Here is a 19,062-nt window from a genome sequence, read left to right on the forward strand (position 1 = left end):
CCCGTTCACGGCCGGACGCCGCGCAACGTGCGGCGCCAGCCGTTTTGCGCTTGGTAAATCGGCTTCTTTTGCGATATAAACGAAACAGAATTTTTTTCAGGTATTCAAGTGGCCTGCATGGCTGTTCTTGCGATGTCAGCTGTCTGACGTAAATTGGTCACACTTGTTTCAACGGCATGATGTGCGAATTTGCAGTGTGATATCAAAGAGGCTGACCGTGAACGAGCGTGCTCCCACAGAAATGGTTGATCTGGAGCGTCGGGCGGCACCGCAACAGAAGCGCTCGCAAGTGCGGATCGCAAAGATTGTCGCGGCAACCAAACGTCTGTTGGAGCGTGATGAGGCCGATACCATCACCACCACGGCCGTCGCGGCAGAGGCCGATGTGCCGGTCAGCTCTGTCTATCGTTACTTCCCGAATATCTATTCGATCCACCGCACGATCCTGGAGGAATTCAAGATCGAGACCGACCGGATCGTGTCCAGCATCCTGGAGGATCCCGAGGAGCAGGACTGGGAGGCGAGCCTCTCCAGCATGATTTTCGGTCTGCGCGAACTGGTCGCCAACAATCCGTCCTATGGCGCTGTTTTCCGTCTCACCCTGATGACGCATGAACTGCGTGCGGTGCGGCAGGCCTGGAATCTGCGCCTAGCCAGTGTGCTCGCGACGCGCTGGCGCCGCGGGCTGGACGGCTTCCATGGTGGCAATCCGGATGTCGTCGCCCGGATGGCGGTCGAGATCTATTGCGCGGCCGAGATCCTGATCTTCGAGGCGCGGGACAAGCCGGAAGAGGGCGAGGCCTATTTCACGGAAGCCCTGATGGCGCTGCAGCGCTATCTCGAGCCCTATCTGGCCCCCGGCCAGGACTGATCAGCCGCAATCACCCGGCAGGCTCTCGATCCATTCCCGGATCAGGGCGACGCCTTCGGTATGGATGGTCGAGCGCCCGATCTCCGGCATCATCTGGTCGGGATGAATATTGTCGAGGCGGAAGAGCAGGATCGAATTGTCCGGCTGGCCGGGGAAGATATCGAAGGGGCGATCACCGGTCCCGGCACCGGCCGCGACGGGCGGCTTGCAGAAGCCGGCAGCGGGGCTGTGCGGCACGCCCGGTTCCAGGTCCAGACCTGAGGTGTCTGCCGGTCCCACCGGGCTGTGGCAATGCGAGCAATTGGCGTCGAGATAGGCGCGGGCGCGGGCTTCAAGCGGCGCCGTCACATCTTCCCAGTCGGCATTGCGCGGCGCATCCGCTGTGTCCGGCGCGCCGGTGAGGAAGCCCACTTCGGTGAGGTATTCAAGCTGGTTCCGTGTTCCGTCAGGATAGTCGAAATCGCGATTGAGATGGCGCGGTTTCGGACCGATCGGAGCGATGGCGCGTGTATTGGAATCCGGGGCATGACAGCTGGCGCATTGATTGGTGTCGGGCATGACGTAATCGAAGTCGATCTGCTCGCCATCGGCGCTGATCATCTGCAACGGCACAATATCGCCGAAACGGTGCAGGACTGCGTCGGTCTGGTCCTCGTTCCAGCGATAGGGGATGGCCGACCAGCCATCCTCGCGGTGGACCAGGATGCGGGTCTCGATCAATTGCACGCGCGAGAGGTCGAGGCTGCCATCGGCATTGGTCATGCTGTGCCCGTCGCCGGCCGCGACCATGCCGGGGGTGTCGGCGAGCGGATAATAGAAGGTCTTGGTGATGACGGTGCCGACCGGGAAGTCGAGCGCAGCGCCTTCGCGATACGTGGCCTGCGTGCCCGGCGGCATCCAGATGGTACGAAGTTTGAGTGCGTAGTCGGTGAAGAGCGGTGTGTTGAGATCGTAGGGGACCACGCCCTCGGCCAGGTGGATCTGACCGCCGGCCACGCCCAGCTGCCCCCATTCGGAGAGCAGCCCGGGATTGCCGGTGGCGTGATATTGCGGTGTCGCGCGCCCCGGCGAACAGGCCGCCAGCGAGATCGCAATCAGCAGCAGCAGGGATCCGCGCAACACACTCATGATCACGCTCCTAGTTTGCGAAGGCCAGTTCGACGCCGCTCAGCGGCTCGAGGGCGCAGCTGAAGGCCTCGGTGTCGAGCCGCGGCGAGGCATAGCCATTCGGGCCGTCGGCATTGAGGACCTCGACCGGGTCGCTATTGCAGATGCGCAGCTCGGCGGGCATCGCGCCATCGACAAACTTGCCCTCATCGACATAGCCGTCAAACAACACATCCGGCAGGGCACCATTAAGACCAAACATCGCGACTTTCAGGGCCGTCAGATCCAGCCCGTCCGGTGACGTGCCGCCGCCGGAATAGGTGTTGTCATGGATCCAGATTGCTTCCGGATAGGGATCGAAATCCTCCTGCACCGAGTAGGAAGAATAGCCGGTCGAGTGCAGGCTGGAGATGATGATGTTGGCGGTGTTGTTGTCGGAGATCCGGTTGTTGAAAATCTCGACCTGGTCATTGGAATTGATGACGATGCCCGAGCCGGCCGGAACGCTGGCGACCGGGGTGCCGGCATGGCCGAAATTCTCGGTATTGTTGGCGAAGACGTCATTGTCGTAGACGCGGGTGTGATAGCCCGGCTGTGGCAGGTTGGGCATGTTGAAGACGAGAATGCCGCCGGTATTGTTGGTGGCGGTATTGCCATAGACATCGGCGCCGATGCAGTTCTCGATCTCGATGCCGGCGACATTGTATTCGGCGCGGCTGTTGCGAACGATCACATTGCGCGACTGACCGACATAGATGCCGGCATCCGACGCGCCGATCGAGACCGTGTTCTCGATCAGGACATTGGTGGTCTGGACCGGATAGATGCCATAGGCGCCATTCTCGGTCGCATAGCCATTGGTCCATTCCACACGCACGCCGCGGATGATGATGTTCTCGCCGCCATTCACCTTGAGGCCATCGCCGATCGTGTCTTCGATGGCGAGGTTTTCCAGTGTGAAGTCATTGCCGGTGACGATCAGGCCTTCAGCGCCGGCAATCTGGTTCTGGAAGCTCAGGATGGTCTCGTCCATGCCCGCACCGCGAATGGTGACGCCATCGACATTCAGGCTGAGCGAGCGGGTGAAGCTGTAGACCCCGGCCGGGATCTCGATCACATCGCCGGGCTGGGCGTCGATCAACTGCTCCAGCAGCACTGTCTGGTAGTCGCTGTCCGCCGCTGACAGGTCGCGCGACGTGTCGACCTGGTTGCCGCAGGCAGCCAGCGTCAGCGCGGCGGCGCCCAAGATCATGTTCCGCATTGTCGTCTTCATCCCGATTTCCCCGTATCCACCTATGCATCCCTGCCGCATAGCGACATGGATTGCCCTGACAGCGAAAATTCCACATTCCGGGAAGGGACACAATCGGAAACAGAAACATTTTCTGATTTTTTGACAGGTCGGTGACCCCGGCGGTCTCGTCGGCAGGTGAAGGTGTGGTGGCGCATGGCCCCGGCCGGGGCGCCGCCGCACGCCGCTGCCGGGCTCACCGGTTTGTGATTGGCCGTCCGGACGCCTGTCGCCGCATCATCGGGTCCAATACCGCGAAAATCAGGGGGAGTGGCCATGTTCGGTTTTCTGAGTGTGATCGCCGGTTTGATGCTGGTGCAGACACCCGTGTCAGAGCCGGACGACTGGGGTGATGCGCCGGAGACGGACTTTGCCGCCGCGCTGCAAACACCCCAGGCCCGCGCCTTTGATTTCTGGATCGGGGAATGGCGCTCGAACTGGCGCCTGCGCGATCCGGACGGGTTGGGCTTTGCCGCCGAGGGCCAGCAGGTGCATCAACAGGTCTTCACCATGCTCGGGGGCAAGGCTGTGGTCGAGCTGGCCTGGCCGTTGGAGGCCACCGACGCGGCCGGGCGCGCTTCGGGTATTTCGATCCGTTATCTCGATGGCGAGACGGGGGACTGGATCATGGCCCAGCACTGGCCGCGTCCGGGCTGGGATGGTGTCGCCTTCATGGACCAGCTGATCGGTCCGGAAGAAAATGGCCGCATCGAGCTCTACAGCCATGACCCGGCACGCTCGACGCCGGAAACGACCAGTACCCGGCGCTATACATTCACCGATATCAAGCCGGACCATTTTCGCTGGGAAGGCGCCAATACGGGCGATGGTGGCGATAGCTGGTCGACCTGGACCGTGATCGACCTCTATCGCCTGGGGCAGGACGCTGTGAGCACGCCGCGGGGTGGGCCGTGGCCCGGCTTTCAGCCCGGCCGGATCTGTAGCGAGGCGCCGCATGGTGCATTTGACGTGCTGGAGGGGCGATGGACCGTCTCCGGCGCGGACGCGAACGGCGAGCCGGTCAACGGTCATCTCGACGCCGGCCGCTTGCTTGATGGTTGCGCCATCGCAGGCGTGCTGGACATCTCCGGCCGGGAGACCTTCCTGGCGTGGAGCTGGTCATCCATGTTGCAGCTCTGGACCCAATTCAGCCTCTCCGATGCCCCCGGCGAGCGGCATCGCTATGCGATCGCTTCGTCTGGCGGCGAAGGCGCGGTATTCTTCGATGCACCCGGAGCGACGATCGCTTCGCCGACAGAGAATTATTATGCCGGGTTGCGCGGTGCGCCGGCGGCGGCGCTGGATCGTTGGGTCTGGCAGCGCCTGGATGCGGAGGGTGCCGTCATTGTGCAAGAGCGCCGCGCCAGCCCCGAGGCGGACTGGACCACGGCTTCCACCTACACCCTGTCGCCGCCGTCGCGCTGATCCGTCAGACGGGGGCCAGCGCCTCCAGTGCCGCGACATCCGCCTGCATCAGCGCGTCCGATGCCGCGGCGATCTGCTCGACCGGCCAGTCCCACCAGGCCAGTGCGAGCATGCGTTCGATATCGGCCTCCGGCAGGCGCCGCTTGATGGTCCGTGCCGGATTGCCGCCGACGATGGTGTAGGGTTCGACATTGCTGGTGACGACCGCCTTGGTGGCGATAATCGCGCCATGGCCGACGGTGACGCCAGGCATGATGGTCGCGTCCCAGCCGATCCAGACATCATGCCCAATCGTGATACCGCCCTTGTTGGGCCAGGGCCCGGGATCGGGCTCGCCCCAGCAGCCGAAGATGGGGAAGGGATAGGTGGAGAGCCGGTCGGCGAAATGATTGCCGCCATTGAGCACGAAGCTGGCATCGGCGGCGATCGAGCAGAATTTGCCGATCACGAGCCGGTCATCGATGAAATCGAAGGCGTATTTCACCTGGTCGGCAAAGCGCGCCGGATCGGTGAAGGAATGGATATAGCTGTAATCCCCCGCCTCGATCTTGGGATGATCGGCGAGCAGGGGTTTGAGATAGGCCATCGACGGCGCCGCCGGCATGGGATGCAGCGTCATCGGATCGAGGGCAGGGTGGATGGCGGACGTGGGTGTGGAAGCAGGCATGAGCGGACTCCGGGCGTAATTTCACAAATCATCGGGTGAAATGCGCCCCCGGTCTCCCGAGCGGCGCGGCTTAGCCGCGCTGGTCCATGTCGCTCTCCATTGGTCTGGCAGTCAACATACAGTCCGCCCCGCCCTGTGATCAAGGGGCACTATTCGGTCTCCGATCCGCCCAGGATGGCATCGGTCACCGAGATCTGGGTCTGGCCGTCCGCATCGACCGTGACCGAGGCATAGTTGGTCAGCTGGCCAGCGGCTGCCCGTTCGGCATAGTCGATGAATTGTTGCGGCGAGGGGAGCGAATCGAATGCCCCGAGGAGGAACAGGCCTTCCTGGTTGCGGCTGGCCAGCAAGTAGGGTGCGCTGCCAGGTCCCGTCAGGGAAAGGCCGGGGGCGAGGATAACGCGGTAGGACGAGCCCGGATCGCGGCTGGCAGCGATATAGCGCAGGACTTCGCCATCGGCTCCCAGATCGCTCCAGGCGAGGGTGTGGCGGCCATTGTTGAACTCCGGCAGACCGAGAAAGCATTGCCGTGCTTCTGCCAGCTCAGCCTGTTCGAAGTGGAGCTGCAGCATCACCGCATCGCCAACGCCGGGTGTTCCGGGTTCGGCTGCATCGCCTGCTGCCAGGGCGTCGCAATGCGCCAGATGGGCTTCAATCCCGGGCAGGTCCGCAAACAAGTCGGCCGCGATCGCATCAATCTGGTCGTTCGTGAGTTCGCCATCATGGGTCAGGCGGAGTTTCAGCGACCAGCCGTGGACGAGCGAAAGCCAGAGGCCGGTTCGCGTGGTGCCCTGGGCGAATATTCCGCGCCGTACTGGAAGTCCGGCGAAATCCAGCAGGTCTGAACTGACTTCGCGCGGGTGATTGAAGGCGACGTTGATCTGCTCGACGGTTCCGTCATACAGGGCGTCCAGCGTGTCGGTGCTGGTGATCCGGGACATGAAGACTGTGATGCGGGGGGCGGGGATGTCGCCCATCATATACTGACATTCTTCATCCGTGCCGGTCGCATTGAGGTTGCTCATATAGGCCCGAACGGCGCCACCGAGCCGTGTCGGGCAATGGGCGGCCGTGAAGACATGTTCCGGATTGCTGTCCAGGTCGCGCCAGAACAGGGCGAGCTCGATATCGCTCAGCGCCCGCAGCTCCTGCCCGACCCGAAACCAGGAATCCCGGTCCTGCGCGCGGTAATAGGCCTGTTCCGCCAGTCCGAGCGCGGCCTGCAGCAGCTCGCCGGCATCGGGTTCATCGCGAACCAGGGCGGCGGCGCGTTCGGCCATTTCGGCGGCTTCACGATGACGTTCCTGCCCGTCCCGGATTTGCGCCAGCACATAGAGGCCGTCGAACCGGTCCTGCAGGGTTTCCGCGGCGGCAATGGCGCGTTCGGTTTCAGCCGCAGCGCCATTGAGATCGCCACTCTGGGCGAGCGTGATCGCGGCGTTTATCCTGTTTTGCGCCTCGGTCGTGTCCTGCGCGACGGCTGTCGACTGGAGCGAAAATCCGATGAGTGCGCAAAGCGCTAGCGTGCGAAGCATGACGATCCCCCGATCCGGGCTGACCGCAAAATGTGGCCGCCAAGGAGAAAGTCTCCTGCCTCAATCGGGCAAATGCAAGGCAGGCGTGCGCTTTGGGCGAATTCGCCCTTTAGCCTGCGCCCGGTCCACCACCTGGCCCGCGCCCCGGTCCACCGGCCGGCGCTCTGCGCGCCATGAAGGCCAGTTTCTCGAACAGCATCACATCCTGCTCATTCTTCAACAGGGCGCCATGCAGCGGCGGGATCAGCTTGCGCGGGTCCTTCTCGCTCAGCAGGGCCGGGTCGATATCCTCGATCAGGAGGAGTTTGAGCCAGTCGAGCAATTCGGAGGTCGAGGGCTTTTTCTTGACGCCGGGGACCGAGCGGATCTCGTAGAACATCTTCAGCGCTTCGGCGAGCAGCCGGCTTTTGAGGCCCGGGAAGTGGACCTCGACAATGGCGCGCATCATCTCTTCGTCGGGGAAGGCGATGAAGTGGAAGAAACAGCGGCGCAGGAAGGCGTCCGGCAATTCCTTCTCATTGTTCGAGGTGATGATGACGACGGGGCGTTCAACGGCCTTGATGGTCTCGCCGGTCTCGTAGACATGGAATTCCATCCGGTCGAGCTCCTGAAGGAGGTCGTTGGGGAATTCGATATCGGCCTTGTCGATTTCATCGATCAGCAGGACGGAGCGCTTCTCGGCCGTGAAGGCCTCCCACAGCTTGCCCTTGCGGATATAATTGGAGATGTCGTGCACGCGCTCATCGCCGAGCTGGCTGTCGCGCAGACGCCCGACGGCGTCATACTCATACAGACCCTGGCGTGCCTTTGTCGTGGATTTGATGTGCCACTCGAGTAACGGCATGCCGAGGGCATCCGCCACCTGGCGCGCCAGTTCGGTTTTCCCCGTGCCCGGCTCGCCCTTGACGAGCAGCGGACGCTCCAGAGCGATCGCGGCGTTAACCGCGGCGCTCAATTCGCTGTCAGCGACGTAACTGTCTGTACCTTGAAAACGCATGCCATCGACTTAGCGCGATTATGCAAGCGAGGGTAGGGGCGCGATTCAGCTCCGGCAAAAGCGGCAGCTTCGATGTGCCATTAACAATCCATAAAGCGAATCCCCGCCGCATGGGGACATGATTCAATCAGGAGTGCGTTCCATGCCGATCGAGCTTACGCCAACCCGCAATTTCTACAGCTTCGACTGGAAGACCGGAAAGATCGCCGATTGCGATCCCAACTTCCCGACGACGCTGCATGCCTGGGATGGTGAGGCGCTCGATCTGCTACAGCCGGAAACGGCCTTTTTCGGTTTCGTCCAGGAAGGCGAGGCTGTGATCGAATGCGCCTCCGGCCGCTTCACGCTGAAGCCGGGCATGTATTTCTCCGCCAATGACCAGGTGACGATTTCAGGCGGACGCGGCATCGTCATCGCCCGCGATCGCGCCCAGGGCTTTTTCATGCTTGGCGGTCCGGTCGAGGACAAGGGCCGGCTGAAATATATTGATGGCTGCACCGACAGCCTGCTGATCCCGCCGGTACGGATGGGCGATGCCTGTCTCAACCTGCTCTATTTCCCGCCAGGCATTGACCAGACTCCGCACACGCATCCATCCGATCGTATCGGGGTCGTGTTCTCGGGCCGCGGTGAATGCGTGACGCCGGAGGGCATCATTCCGCTTGAGCCGGGCGTGATGTTCCGCATCCCGTTCGAGGGGAATCACAAATTCCGCACTTTCGACAGCGAGATGCGCGTGATCGCCTATCATCCCGACAGTGATTTCGGCCCGCAGGACGAGGATCACCCGATGATCAACCGCACCATGGTTGACGGGGTCTCGGCCAACAAGATCGACAAGATCCGTACCGCCTGATTTTCGCTATTTGTATTGCGGGCGCAGCCAGACGCCGTTCGCGGCCTCGGTCGGCAGTCCCGTGTCCGGATCATAGACGCCGCGGCGCAGATTATTGCGCCGATTGATCTCGCTCGCGGCGGGGCGTTTTTCACCATCGCCGAGGGCTGTGGCCAGAGCGGCCAGATCGCGGGCGAGGCTGGCAAATTCATCCATCTCCATCGCAAAGGGATGATCCGGGCCCGCGCTCGTGCGGTCGAAGGTGACGTGTTTCTCGATCACCGTCGCACCGAGCGCCGCCGCTGCGATCGGTGCGACATGCCCCGGTGAATGATCCGACAGACCAACCGGCAGGCCGAAGGTGGATTTCAGCGTCGTGATGGCATTGAGATTGAGATCGTCCCAGCTGGGCGGATAGCTCGCCGTGCATTGCAGGACGGTCAGATCGCTGCAGCCAGAGGTCTGCAGGGTTTTGATCGCGGTCGCGACCTCTTCCAGATAACTCGCCCCGGTCGACATGATGACGGCCTTGCCGGTGGCGGCGACTTTCTGCAGCAGCGGTGTGAAGGTCAGATCGCCCGAGGCGATCTTGTAGCGCTTGACGCCAATGGCCTCGAGCATGTCGACGGCCTCCAGGTCGAAGGGCGTCGACATGAATTCAATGCCGTTCTCGTCGCAGCAGGCCTTGAGCTGTGGCAGCCAGTGATCGGGCAGGCCCTGATTGGTGAAGGCGGCATAGCGCGGATTGTCGATCCATTCCCCGGTGGCGGCATCCTTCGCCTTGCGGGCAATCAGGCCTTCGCGGGTCAGCGACTGAAATTTGGCGATCTGCGCGCCGGCGCGGGCGCTGGCCTCGATATAGCGTTTGGCTTCATCCAGGCTGCCGCCATGATTGGAGCCGATTTCGGCGATCAGTGTGGTGGCGGCGCTCATGATGCGATCCTTTGCTGTTGCTGCCGGCCCTGCGCCATTTCGGCCAGCAGGGCGCAGATATGCCCGATATCGGCGGGCCAGGCGCGCGCCTCAAGGCTTGAATGGATCATGCGGACAAACTCCAGCTCGTCGGCGGTATCGACCGAGAGGTCGAATTCGGGATGGTGCAGCTCGTCAGGAAAAGCGACGGTGAGACAGCGATAGGCACCGGGGTTCTCGCGGATCCGCAGGGTGACATGCTCGCGCTCGCGATCCGTGGTCGCACTGTCGCTGTCGATCTGGCGCAATACGCGCGTCTCGACGATTTCCGCGCGCAGACCCTTGGGCAGATGCCCCGCTTCCGGCCGGGTGTATTCGGCGCCATGGGCGCGGTGTTCGGCGACGCAGCGGGCAATCACCCCGGGGTCGCGAAACGGGCTGTCCGAGGTGATGCGCACCAGCGTGTCGGCAAGGCTCATATCGGCGGCGCGCACGAAACGGCTCAGCACATCGTGCTCGGAACCGCGGCACACCCGGATACCTTCGGCCTGAGCCAGATCGGCGATCACATTGTCACGGCGCGCGGTGGTGGTGGCGATCAACAGCTCGTCGACGCCTTCGATATGGCGCAGGCGGCGGCACTGATAGGCCAGCAGCGAGACATCATCGTGCAGGGGCTCGAGGATCTTGCCGGGCAGACGGCTGGAGCCCATCCGGGCCTGGATGACGGCAACGCAACGCTTCATGTGACGCTTTTCCAATCGAGCGGGATCTCTATGTCCTGCCAGGACCTGACCATTCGCTTGGGAGAATAGGGCGGAAAGGTTGACGGGATATGGCCGGCGAGATGCTCCGGTCCGGACAGCATGCGCACCAGCAGGGCGGGCACGTTGAGACCCGCCAGCGTCATCAGATAGCCAAACCCCCACATGCGCGGATTGATCTCCAGCAGATAGGCCGGGGCATCGGGTGAGGGACGTTTCAGCTCGACGGCGGCGAGGCCGTGCCAGGGACCGGTGGCGCGCAGGATCGCCAGACCGGCCTCGGTCAGGCCCGGGTCGACCACGGTCTCCCCGGCGATGGCGGCGCCGCCGCTGGGCGGATTGGTCTGCAGCTTGCGATGCAGGGTCGAGACGATCAGCTCGCCGCGATTCCACAGCGTGCCGATGGTGTAGATCGTCTCCGGCCCGCCAGGGATGCGTTGCTGCACCAGGCTGGGCCCGTGGGCGGCGACGGTCTCGGGCCAGTCGCGCTTGAGGGTCGCCATGTCAGCCGGATAACTGACGCCGCGCGCGCCGCGCGAACAGCGTGGTTTGAGCACGCAGGGGAAATCACCATCCCAGCGGTCCAGATCGGCTGTGCTGTCGGGCTGCAGGGTTTGCGGCACAGGCAGGCCGGCCTCGGCGATGCGTGTCAGGAGCAGGCCCTTGTCGATGCCGAAGCGAAGCACCTCCGGATCGGGCACAGGCACGCGCAGGCCATCCATTGCCCATTCCCGCGCCACGGGCGCCAGCGCCGCGGCTTCGGCTTCCGAACCGGGAATGACGATGTCGAGCCCGTGCGTGGCGCAGATCTCGCGCACCGTGCGGCGATAGGCATCGGTGTCGCTGGCGGCCGGCAGCAGCCGGGCTTCAACGCCGGGCTCGAACAGGCCGGCGGCGAGGGGATTGAGATCGGCGGCGACGATTTTCAGCGCGCTGTCGGCGCCCTTGAGCGAGCGCACCGTGCCCAGCCCGGGCGGCGCGCCGACGCCGGTCACGAGGACACCGCTGGAGAGTTCGTGCGGCATCATGCCGGTCTCCAGATGTCGAGCGAGCGGCCGAGCCGGGTTTCCAGCGCGTCAATCTCCGGTGCGAAGCGCGCCTCGAGCCGGGCGCGGATGGCGGGGTCCATGGGCGGGACCTTCACCGGTGCGGCGCCGGGCGGTGGGTAAACACCATCGGCGGTTGATGCCGAGGAGATCCCGGTCACCGGCGCGACCAGTTCGGCGTGCAGGGCCTCGAAGCTTTCGCCGCTGCGATCGTCATAGGCGCCGGCCAGTACCGGCAGTTTGGCGGCCGGAATGCCGCCGGTATTGAAGCGCTCCTGCAGCGAGACCGGTGCATCGGGATCGATTGCGAGGAAGTCGAATATCCGGCGCACCGTGTCCGGCGCGTCCCGGTCGAGTTCGTCCTGCAGCAGGACCAGCGTCCGGTCGAAACGGTCGAGCCATGGCGCCAGCTTGGCGGCATATCTGCCGGTATCGGTATAGAGCCACTGAAAGCCCCAATGGGCCGCCTTGCGTTCCGCCTCGATCTCCAGCGTCTTGCCGAAGGAGAGGAATTCGGCGTCGCGGCGGACATTCTGCAGATAGTGCGACCAGGCCCGGTCGACCGGGTTGCGCAGGATGGCGATGACCCGGGTTTGCGGCCCGCACAGTTTCAGCGCCTGCGGCGCGGCGATATCGGCATAGGCGAGGTAGTCCGGCGAGACATCGCCGGCGCGGGCCTCGTCACGGCGCTGCGCGAACAGGGCCTGGTAGTCGGCCGCCGAGCTGGGCGCGTCGAAATGATAGAATTCCGGCCAGTAGACCTCACCCTTCCAGATGTCGGAGAAGAAGCGGCCCTCCTTGCGCGTCGGCGACAGGAAGATGTCCGGATGCTGGCGCAGGTAGTGATAGAGCGAAGTCGTGCCCGATTTCGGCGCTCCGATCACCAGAAAATCCGGCCAGCCGGCTGCGGCCGGCGCTTCCGGGCGGGCGTCTTGGTCTGCTGGCACGTGACTCACGCGGCTCTCCCTTTGTGCCCCGGCTGGCGGGGCTGTCATGCACGCAAATACTGATCCTGATTCAGGATGGCGGACCAGCAATTGCCGTTGAAAGGCTTGCGTCCGGCTGTGCCGGTACGCGCGAAATCATGGCGTCGATGCGGGCGGCGACACGGGCGGCGCCCTCGCCATCGACGCAGGCCTGCCCGGCTGCGCTGAAGCTCTGCCGCCGGTCTGCTGCGTCGAGCAGATCCCCCAGTATTCCTTGCAACCGGGTTTCGAAACCGGGTTCGGCCGGGTCGAGGCTGAGGCCGAGCCCGAGGGCCTGGTATTGCCGGGCACGGCCATTCTGGTTGGCGGCGATCGGCAGGGCGATGGCGGCCAGCCCGGTGGCGGCGGCCTCGTGCAGCGTGGTTCCCGCCGCCAGAATGCCGAGATCAGCCGCGCTCAGGGCATCGAGCAATCCGCATTCAGGCAAGGCTGTGGTGCGCGGCGCGGCGCGGCGGATATCGAGGTCGACATTGGCAAGCCGGGGCATTCCCGCCAGGGCACCGAGTACCCGGTCCAGAATGGTGGTTTCGCTGCCGCCAAGTGAGATGAGCAGGCGTTTCACCTGTGGCTTGACCGTGCGGGCCGGCAGGCCGGCATATCCGGGCGGAAGCAGGATGTGCGCGCTGCCCGAACATATGCCCGCGGTATCGTCGGCCGGGGTCTGCCCGAAACCCTGATGGACGAGCAGGTCCGCCTCGGCGCCGCCGAGATGATTGCCGATCAGGGCCAGCCAGATGCCGGACTGGCGCAGCTGCCGGCACAGATCAGGGTCGGTGGTCTGCCAGTCGCCGATGAGGCCGTTGACCCGTAATGCGGCGAGCGCCGGCACGAGGCTATCGGCCTCGACGGTGTCGGGGGGCATGTTGCGGATGTCGATCCGGGCGGCGAGTCTTGCCGGGATGGACTGCGGTGTCCGGCTGATCCAGATGACCCGGTGCCCGGCGTCGAGCAGGGCGTGCGCGAGGGCAGCACAGCGCATCACATGGCCCAGGCCGATCCGGGAATCGCCGTCGGCGCGGATGGCCAGGCTGGCGGCCGGCCTGGTCATTTCCGGTCTTTGACGAGTTGTTCGAGGTCAGCGGCAACCCGCGGCATCAGCGTGTCGAACTCGCGGAAGCCCTTGCCGAAATAGGAACGGGTCTGGGGATACCAGTGCATGTGGTCGGAGCCGAGCAGTGGCCAGGTCGTCGAGCGGGCGTGAATGAACCAGACCAGACCGCCTGTCGCGGCAGCGAGATTGCTGGTGGCATTCATCGGGCCGATGACCAGGTCGCAGGTCGACGAGAGCGCGGCGACATCGTCGAGATCCATCTTGAGGTCGATGCCCCGGGGTTGATGGATATCGACGCCGAACAGCTCCTTGGCCTGTTTCAGCTCGCGGGAGATTTCGCCGTACTGGAGATTGATGAAATCGACCCCGTCAACGGCGAAGATCGATTTCCAGTCCTCGAATTCAGAGAAGAAGCGGGCCCGGCGGACGTTCATTTTGAGGGATTTCCAGAGAATGCCGACTTTCAGGCCGTCACCGACCTGACCGAGATAGTCGCGCCAGGCGGCGACCCGTTCGGGGTCAGCGGTCAGGAAGGCGGGGCGCTTTGGAAAGCTTTCCAGCGTTGGACGCAGCGCATTGAGCGGATCACCCATCGGTGTCCAGTAATCGGCGCCGTCATCGAGATGGTTGGCGGTGCGCACATCGCGGCCCTCCAGCTTGACCGAGGTGTGATTGCCGACCTTCGCCTTGGGCAGGGAGCGCTGGACCAGCGGCACCAGCCGGTATTCGCAGGCAATCCGCAACTCGCCCTCGGGGCCCACCGCGTCGATCAATTCCTGCGCTGTGTTGAGGAAAAGGACTTCATCGCCCAGCCCCTGTTCGCCAACAAGCACGACCGTCTTGCCCTTGAGGTCCGCGAGGTCAAGGCTCTCCCAGCGCGGGCAGTTCATCGCGAAGACAGTGGCCTGGGCATTGTTCAGGTCGAGCCGCGATTGCTGGGCCTTCCAGCCCTCGGCCACGCGCCCACAGGCGAGCAGGAGCAGGGAGCGGCCGTGTTCCATCGTGGCGCGGTCGACCGGGTCCTGCGGATTCTTCAACGCCTGCTCAAAATGCTCGACCGCCTTGAAGGGCTCGCCGATCAGTTCGTACATGTTCGCCATATTGTTGTGGGCGCGGGCGAAGTCGGGTTTCAGGCGCAGGGCCTCGGCAAAGAAGGTTGTCGCGCCGGCCGGATCACCGGATTCGGCGAGCACCGTGCCGAGCGAGTTCCACAGCTCCACATTTTCCGGGTACTGGAAAATCGCGGTGCGCAAGATCTCGATGGCATCATCAATGCGTGCCTGGTCGCGCAGGACGCTGGCGAGATTGATGACGCCGTTCAGATTGCCCGGATCGAGCTGGACGCACAGGCGATAGAATTTTTCAGCCGCCGGCAGCATGTCGAGCTTCCACGCGACAATGCCCATATTGAGGTAGATCTCCGCATCCTTCGGATCGATCTTCCAGGCGCGTTCGTAATACTCCAGAGCCTTGGACAATCGCCCGACGCGGAACAGGACCAGCCCGACGGCATGATTTGTCAGTGCGGCATCGGGGGCGATATCGAGGGCGCGCAGAATGTATTTGGATGCTTCCTGGTGGTCGCCCTCATCGGACAGTTTGATACCGCGGGCGACCAGGTTGGAGGCCTTGCGATATTTGTCCCGCTGCGCCTTGGGCACGACGCCCAGCCGCAATTCCGTGGAGAGGCGACCGCGCGCGCCGCGGGCGCCAACCGCTTCATTCTTGGCGGCTTCGGCCTCGGCCTGAAATTCGTCACTCAGGGCTGCATCAGTCATACCAAGCCTATCGGGTCCGGGGCGGTGGAGGAATCAGCTTCAGCTGGCCGGGATTCGATTTAAAACTTGCTAACGGGCCCGCGAAGCGATGCGCTGCGTGTCGCTCATGGCCGAAACCATTTATTCATCCGGCTTTGCCAACGTGCAGTCGACGGCATGAAGCCCCGGATTTCGCTGACTGGAGACACATCATGGCCCTGAAAATCTCGCTCAAGCCCGGCGAGAAGTTCGTGCTCAACGGTGCCGTGGTTGAAAACGGTGATCGCCGGGCCACGCTCTTGTTGCAGAACCGGGCATCGGTACTTCGCGAGAAGGACATCATGCAGGCCAGCGAAGTGACGACGCCGGCCCGGCACATCTATTTCCCGATCATGATGATGTATCTGTCAGATCAGGCCGACGAGCATCAATACGAGCAGTTCGTGTTGCGGATGAATGAATTCATGGGCGCCGTTTCGGCGACCGACGTGCTGGCGTCCTGCGTCACGATCAGCCGCGATGTCATGGCCGGAGAATATTACAAGGCTTTGATGCGCTGCAAGAAATTGATCGCGTTTGAAGAGGAGCGCCTAAAATAATGTCCTTTCAGGCCTATCAGAAAGCGTCGACGCGCGTGGAAGATCCGCGCTCGACGGAATACCGGCTGTTTGCCCAGGTCACGCGCGCCCTGATGAAGGCGTCGGAGACTGACCGGCTGGAGATTGCCACCCGGATTGACGCGCTGGACTGGAACCGGCGCCTCTGGTCGAATCTCGGGTCCGATTGTGCGAGCGCCGAGAACAAATTGCCGGATCAATTGCGGGCCTCGATTATTTCCCTCTCGATTTTCGTCGCGAAATACACGTCGCAGGTGATGCGGGGGACGGGAGAGTTCGAGGTGCTGATTGATCTCAACCGGACCATCATGCAGGGGCTGGCACCGCAACCGCAGCCAAACATGGCCCACAACGCGGCCTAGCTGCCCCGCTGCGGCGTAACACCTTCCCCTTTCGACAGAGACCGGCAAGCCGGGCGCACTTCCATGCGTCCGGCTTTTTCGTGCTGCGCGATGCCTGCGGCACCGCCGGCTGAGCGGCGCGCCTGGCGTACATTTCCTCGCGTCCGGACTGTGACGGGGCAGCATCTGCCGGGTCGGCAGATTTGGGCGGCACATTCGCTCGAAGACCCTCCTGTCATCGCTTGTCAGGTAAAAAAGATCATTGAAAGCAATGCGTTGGGCGTGTGGTCGCTGGCACGCGAATTGCGACCTGGTGTGCAGGACAAAAAGTCCAAGTCAATCGACTGACTTCACCACTTCCAGAATGGAGGAATGATTATGCTTTCAGTGAACACCAACGCCGGAGCCATGGTGGCTCTGCAGAACCTGACCAAGACGAACGCTCAGATGACAGAGGTTCAAAACCGGATCAACACCGGCCTGGATGTGGCCGGCGCGAAGGATGATGGCGGCAAGTTCGCCATCGCCCAGCGTATGCGTGCCCAAGTGGGCGGGTATGGCGTTGTTACGGACAGTCTGAACCGGACCGGGTCCGTCGTCGACGTCGCGCTTGCGGCGGCCGAGGGCATCTCGGATCTGCTCATTGAGATGAAGGCAAAGGCACTGGCGGCATCTGATGTTTCTCTGGACTCTGCGTCCCGGACGGCCCTGAACGAAGACTTCAAGGCCCTGCGTGACCAGATCTCGAAGATGGTCAGTACCGCCGAATTCAATGGCACGAACTTGATCAACAATACCGTGACGTCCATCTCTGCTTTGGCAAATGCGGACGGCAGCAGCACGATTTCGATCGTCGACGAGAATCTGTCGCTGGGGGGCGCAATCGTGACCCTTTCCGCGACGGCATCCTTTGCGACGGCCGGTGCTGCCGATACTATCGCGGGAACGATCTCGACCTCGCTGAACAATCTGAACCTTGCGTTGGCGCGCCTCGGCACGGCTTCGAAATCTTTGGATATTCACGGGGATTTTGTGACAAAACTTTCCGACGCCCTTGAAGTGGGTATCGGGAATATTGTTGACGCGGACCTCGCGAAGGAAAGCGCACGCCTGCAGTCGCTGCAAGTCAAGCAGCAGCTGGGGGTCCAGGCGCTTTCGATCGCGAACCAGAATCCGCAGACCATTCTTTCCTTCTTCCAGTAGCCTCGTCGATCGGGGCCGCCTTCGGGCGGCCCCGATTTTTTTGGTTCCGCGAGCGGGGGCCCGTAAGCATGCCCGCAATCCGGAATTAACCTTTCGTAAATCAGAAAAATATTCCCCGCGGCAAGTTTTGCCGAGCTCCCGCCCGGTTGAGGCGGCAAATATTGCCGATTGAATGGTTACCGCCGCTGGTCGTGATTCGCGAACATCACCAGTTGCGCCAATCTTCCCCCGATTAACCTGTTGTAGCAGGCAGTTTCTGGCCCGTAGCTTGCGAGGTTTTCCGTGGATCAGAAGATCCGCCGGGCAAAACGCCCGAGATAAACCAGAACGGAAAGGGCCAAGAAATGGCTACAATCAACACGAATTCCGGTGCCATGGTGGCACTGCAGCAGCTGAACCAGACCAACCGCGACCTGGAAACTGTCCAGAGCCGGATCACCACCGGTCTTGCAGTTGCCTCCGCCAAGGATGATGGCGGCAAGTTTGCCATCGCCCAGAAAATGCGTGCCGATGTTCAGGCCTATGACGTTGTCAGCAGCTCCCTGGATCTCGCGACCTCTACGGTTGATGTTGCTCTGGCTGCCGGTGAAGCCGTCTCCGATCTGCTGATCGAAATGAAGTCGAAGGCGCTGGCCGCTTCCGACACCAGCCTCGATACGGCATCGCGCTCCGCCCTGAACGAAGACTTCAAGGCGCTCCGTGACCAGATCGGCAAGATCGTTTCGAACGCCTCGTTCAACGGCACCAACCTGATCAACAACTCGGTGACCTCGATCTCGGCTCTCGCCAATGCATCGGGCTCGTCCACGATTTCGATCGTCGACGAGAACCTGTCGCTCGGTGGCGGCGTAGTTACGCTGACCGCGACCGCTTCGATGGATTCGGCTGGTACCGCCGCGACTCTTGCCGGCACCATCTCGACCTCGCTGAACAACCTCAACAGCTCCCTGGCTCGCCTGGGTACGGCTTCGAAATCTCTGGGTATCCACAAGGATTTCGTTGGCAAGCTGGCTGACTCCCTGACGCAGGGTATCGGCAATATCGTCGACGCGGATCTGGCAAAAGAGAGCGCGCGGTTGCAGTCCCTGCAGGTCAAGCAACAGCTTGGCGTTCAGGCTCTGTCGATCGCAAACAGTGCTCCGAGCACGATCCTGGGCTACTTCCGTTAATCCACGGAACCGGATGGCGGGCCTTCCGGCCCGCCATCCACCTTCCCTGGGCACTGAACGGGGAGGTTCTGGAGGCACCGACGCCTCTGCGTCGGCGACAAGAAAATGGCTGACACCAATTATACTCGGCCACCCTTTGTGGCCAATCCGCTCCTGGAAGCGCGCGACGCTTTAAGCGTTCGTTCCCGGCCCGATCCAACCCGCGTCACGCCGGTTGAAAAACAGGCCGCAACACCGGACACGGCCTACCGGCCCTCAGGCGAGTTCATCGCCGAGCTGGAGCGCCTGGCCCGCGATGTCCTCAGTAATTCCAGACTCAGCATTCAGCGCGAGAGTCCGACGGGTGATTTCATCTATCTGATGATCGACAAGGATACCGGCGAAACCATTCGCCGATGGCCGCCGGAGTCGCATGGCGATCTGGTGGAATATCTGCGCACCTACCGGGCTGGCCTGGTCAACCGCACAGCCTGACCCGCTGGGCAAAA

18 protein-coding genes and 1 pseudogene are annotated in these 19,062 nt (G+C 62.8%); 8 read left to right on the top strand and 11 right to left on the bottom strand.

Translation table 11 applies throughout. The annotated features are described in order from the left end of the window. Positions 1-217: 217 nt before the first annotated feature. Positions 218-871: a TetR/AcrR family transcriptional regulator gene (locus ACN0YF_RS04870; protein WP_417482193.1), complete on the top strand. Its 654-nt coding sequence runs from the start codon at positions 218-220 to the stop codon at positions 869-871. Here ACN0YF_RS04870 and ACN0YF_RS04875 read toward each other — a convergent pair whose 3' ends face one another. Both ACN0YF_RS04875 and ACN0YF_RS04880 read right to left on the bottom strand, forming a co-directional pair. Next, positions 872-1,999 (bottom strand): SO2930 family diheme c-type cytochrome, encoded by a 1,128-nt coding sequence (locus ACN0YF_RS04875; protein ID WP_417493554.1) that lies wholly within the window; start codon positions 1,997-1,999, stop codon positions 872-874. 10 nt (positions 2,000-2,009) lie between these two features. Further along, on the bottom strand, positions 2,010-3,239 hold the full coding sequence (locus ACN0YF_RS04880; RefSeq protein ID WP_417482285.1) for a parallel beta-helix domain-containing protein: 1,230 nt from the start codon (positions 3,237-3,239) through the stop codon (positions 2,010-2,012). Between the two features lie 306 nt (positions 3,240-3,545). Between ACN0YF_RS04880 and ACN0YF_RS04885 the strand changes: the two genes are divergently transcribed. Then, complete coding sequence (locus tag ACN0YF_RS04885; protein ID WP_417493555.1) at positions 3,546-4,694, top strand: hypothetical protein; 1,149 nt, start codon at positions 3,546-3,548, stop codon at positions 4,692-4,694. Positions 4,695-4,698: 4 nt separating this feature from the next. On the opposite strand, the gene ACN0YF_RS04890 is transcribed toward ACN0YF_RS04885, so the two are convergent. The 3 genes from ACN0YF_RS04890 to ACN0YF_RS04900 all read right to left on the bottom strand — a co-directional run bounded on the left by ACN0YF_RS04890 (position 4,699) and on the right by ACN0YF_RS04900 (position 7,893). After that, positions 4,699-5,298, bottom strand: a complete 600-nt coding sequence (locus ACN0YF_RS04890; protein ID WP_417493596.1) for a CatB-related O-acetyltransferase — start codon at positions 5,296-5,298, stop codon at positions 4,699-4,701. Positions 5,299-5,510: 212 nt separating this feature from the next. Further along, positions 5,511-6,896 (bottom strand): hypothetical protein, encoded by a 1,386-nt coding sequence (locus tag ACN0YF_RS04895; RefSeq protein ID WP_417493556.1) that lies wholly within the window; start codon positions 6,894-6,896, stop codon positions 5,511-5,513. Positions 6,897-7,005: 109 nt separating this feature from the next. Further along, positions 7,006-7,893 (bottom strand): AAA family ATPase, encoded by an 888-nt coding sequence (locus ACN0YF_RS04900; protein ID WP_417493557.1) that lies wholly within the window; start codon positions 7,891-7,893, stop codon positions 7,006-7,008. A gap of 142 nt (positions 7,894-8,035) precedes the next feature. Here ACN0YF_RS04900 and ACN0YF_RS04905 point away from each other — a divergent pair, with 142 nt between their 5' ends. Then, a complete protein-coding gene (locus tag ACN0YF_RS04905; RefSeq protein ID WP_417482187.1) occupies positions 8,036-8,749 on the top strand; it encodes a cupin domain-containing protein in 714 nt (237 codons plus the stop codon). A gap of 6 nt (positions 8,750-8,755) precedes the next feature. Here ACN0YF_RS04905 and ACN0YF_RS04910 read toward each other — a convergent pair whose 3' ends face one another. From ACN0YF_RS04910 to ACN0YF_RS04935, 6 genes are all read right to left on the bottom strand, one after another. Continuing rightward, positions 8,756-9,661, bottom strand: a complete 906-nt coding sequence (locus ACN0YF_RS04910; protein ID WP_417493558.1) for an N-acetylneuraminate synthase family protein — start codon at positions 9,659-9,661, stop codon at positions 8,756-8,758. Then, positions 9,658-10,386: a cytidylyltransferase domain-containing protein gene (locus ACN0YF_RS04915; protein ID WP_417493559.1), complete on the bottom strand. Its 729-nt coding sequence runs from the start codon at positions 10,384-10,386 to the stop codon at positions 9,658-9,660. The genes ACN0YF_RS04910 and ACN0YF_RS04915 overlap by 4 nt, the downstream gene beginning before the upstream one ends. Next, positions 10,383-11,432: a hypothetical protein gene (locus tag ACN0YF_RS04920; protein WP_417493560.1), complete on the bottom strand. Its 1,050-nt coding sequence runs from the start codon at positions 11,430-11,432 to the stop codon at positions 10,383-10,385. The genes ACN0YF_RS04915 and ACN0YF_RS04920 overlap by 4 nt, the downstream gene beginning before the upstream one ends. Further along, positions 11,429-12,406: a sulfotransferase family protein gene (locus ACN0YF_RS04925; RefSeq protein WP_417493561.1), complete on the bottom strand. Its 978-nt coding sequence runs from the start codon at positions 12,404-12,406 to the stop codon at positions 11,429-11,431. The genes ACN0YF_RS04920 and ACN0YF_RS04925 overlap by 4 nt, the downstream gene beginning before the upstream one ends. Positions 12,407-12,467: 61 nt before the next feature. Beyond that, entirely contained in the window at positions 12,468-13,484 is a 1,017-nt protein-coding gene (locus ACN0YF_RS04930) for a hypothetical protein (RefSeq protein WP_417493562.1), read from the bottom strand. Then, positions 13,481-15,265 (bottom strand): tetratricopeptide repeat protein, encoded by a 1,785-nt coding sequence (locus ACN0YF_RS04935; protein WP_417482181.1) that lies wholly within the window; start codon positions 15,263-15,265, stop codon positions 13,481-13,483. Before ACN0YF_RS04935 ends, ACN0YF_RS04930 begins: the two co-directional genes overlap by 4 nt. Positions 15,266-15,456: 191 nt before the next feature. Here ACN0YF_RS04935 and flbT point away from each other — a divergent pair. The 5 genes and pseudogenes from flbT to ACN0YF_RS04960 form a co-directional block, all read left to right on the top strand. Continuing rightward, positions 15,457-15,877: pseudogene (flbT, locus tag ACN0YF_RS04940) on the top strand (flagellar biosynthesis repressor FlbT); the annotation flags it as partial. Continuing rightward, positions 15,843-16,223 carry a flagellar biosynthesis regulator FlaF gene (gene flaF, locus ACN0YF_RS04945; protein ID WP_417482179.1) on the top strand — a complete coding sequence of 127 codons (381 nt, stop codon included), beginning with the start codon at positions 15,843-15,845 and terminating at the stop codon, positions 16,221-16,223. The pseudogene flbT and the gene flaF, both read left to right, overlap by 35 nt. A gap of 357 nt (positions 16,224-16,580) precedes the next feature. Next, entirely contained in the window at positions 16,581-17,405 is an 825-nt protein-coding gene (locus ACN0YF_RS04950) for a flagellin (protein ID WP_417482284.1), read from the top strand. Positions 17,406-17,749: 344 nt separating this feature from the next. Beyond that, entirely contained in the window at positions 17,750-18,574 is an 825-nt protein-coding gene (locus tag ACN0YF_RS04955; protein WP_417482178.1) for a flagellin, read from the top strand. A 105-nt stretch (positions 18,575-18,679) separates the two neighbouring features. Further along, positions 18,680-19,048 (top strand): flagellar protein FlaG, encoded by a 369-nt coding sequence (locus ACN0YF_RS04960; protein WP_417493563.1) that lies wholly within the window; start codon positions 18,680-18,682, stop codon positions 19,046-19,048. Positions 19,049-19,062: the final 14 nt, after the last annotated feature.

This window comes from Maricaulis sp. (assembly GCF_048270265.1).
GTDB lineage: Bacteria > Pseudomonadota > Alphaproteobacteria > Caulobacterales > Maricaulaceae > Maricaulis.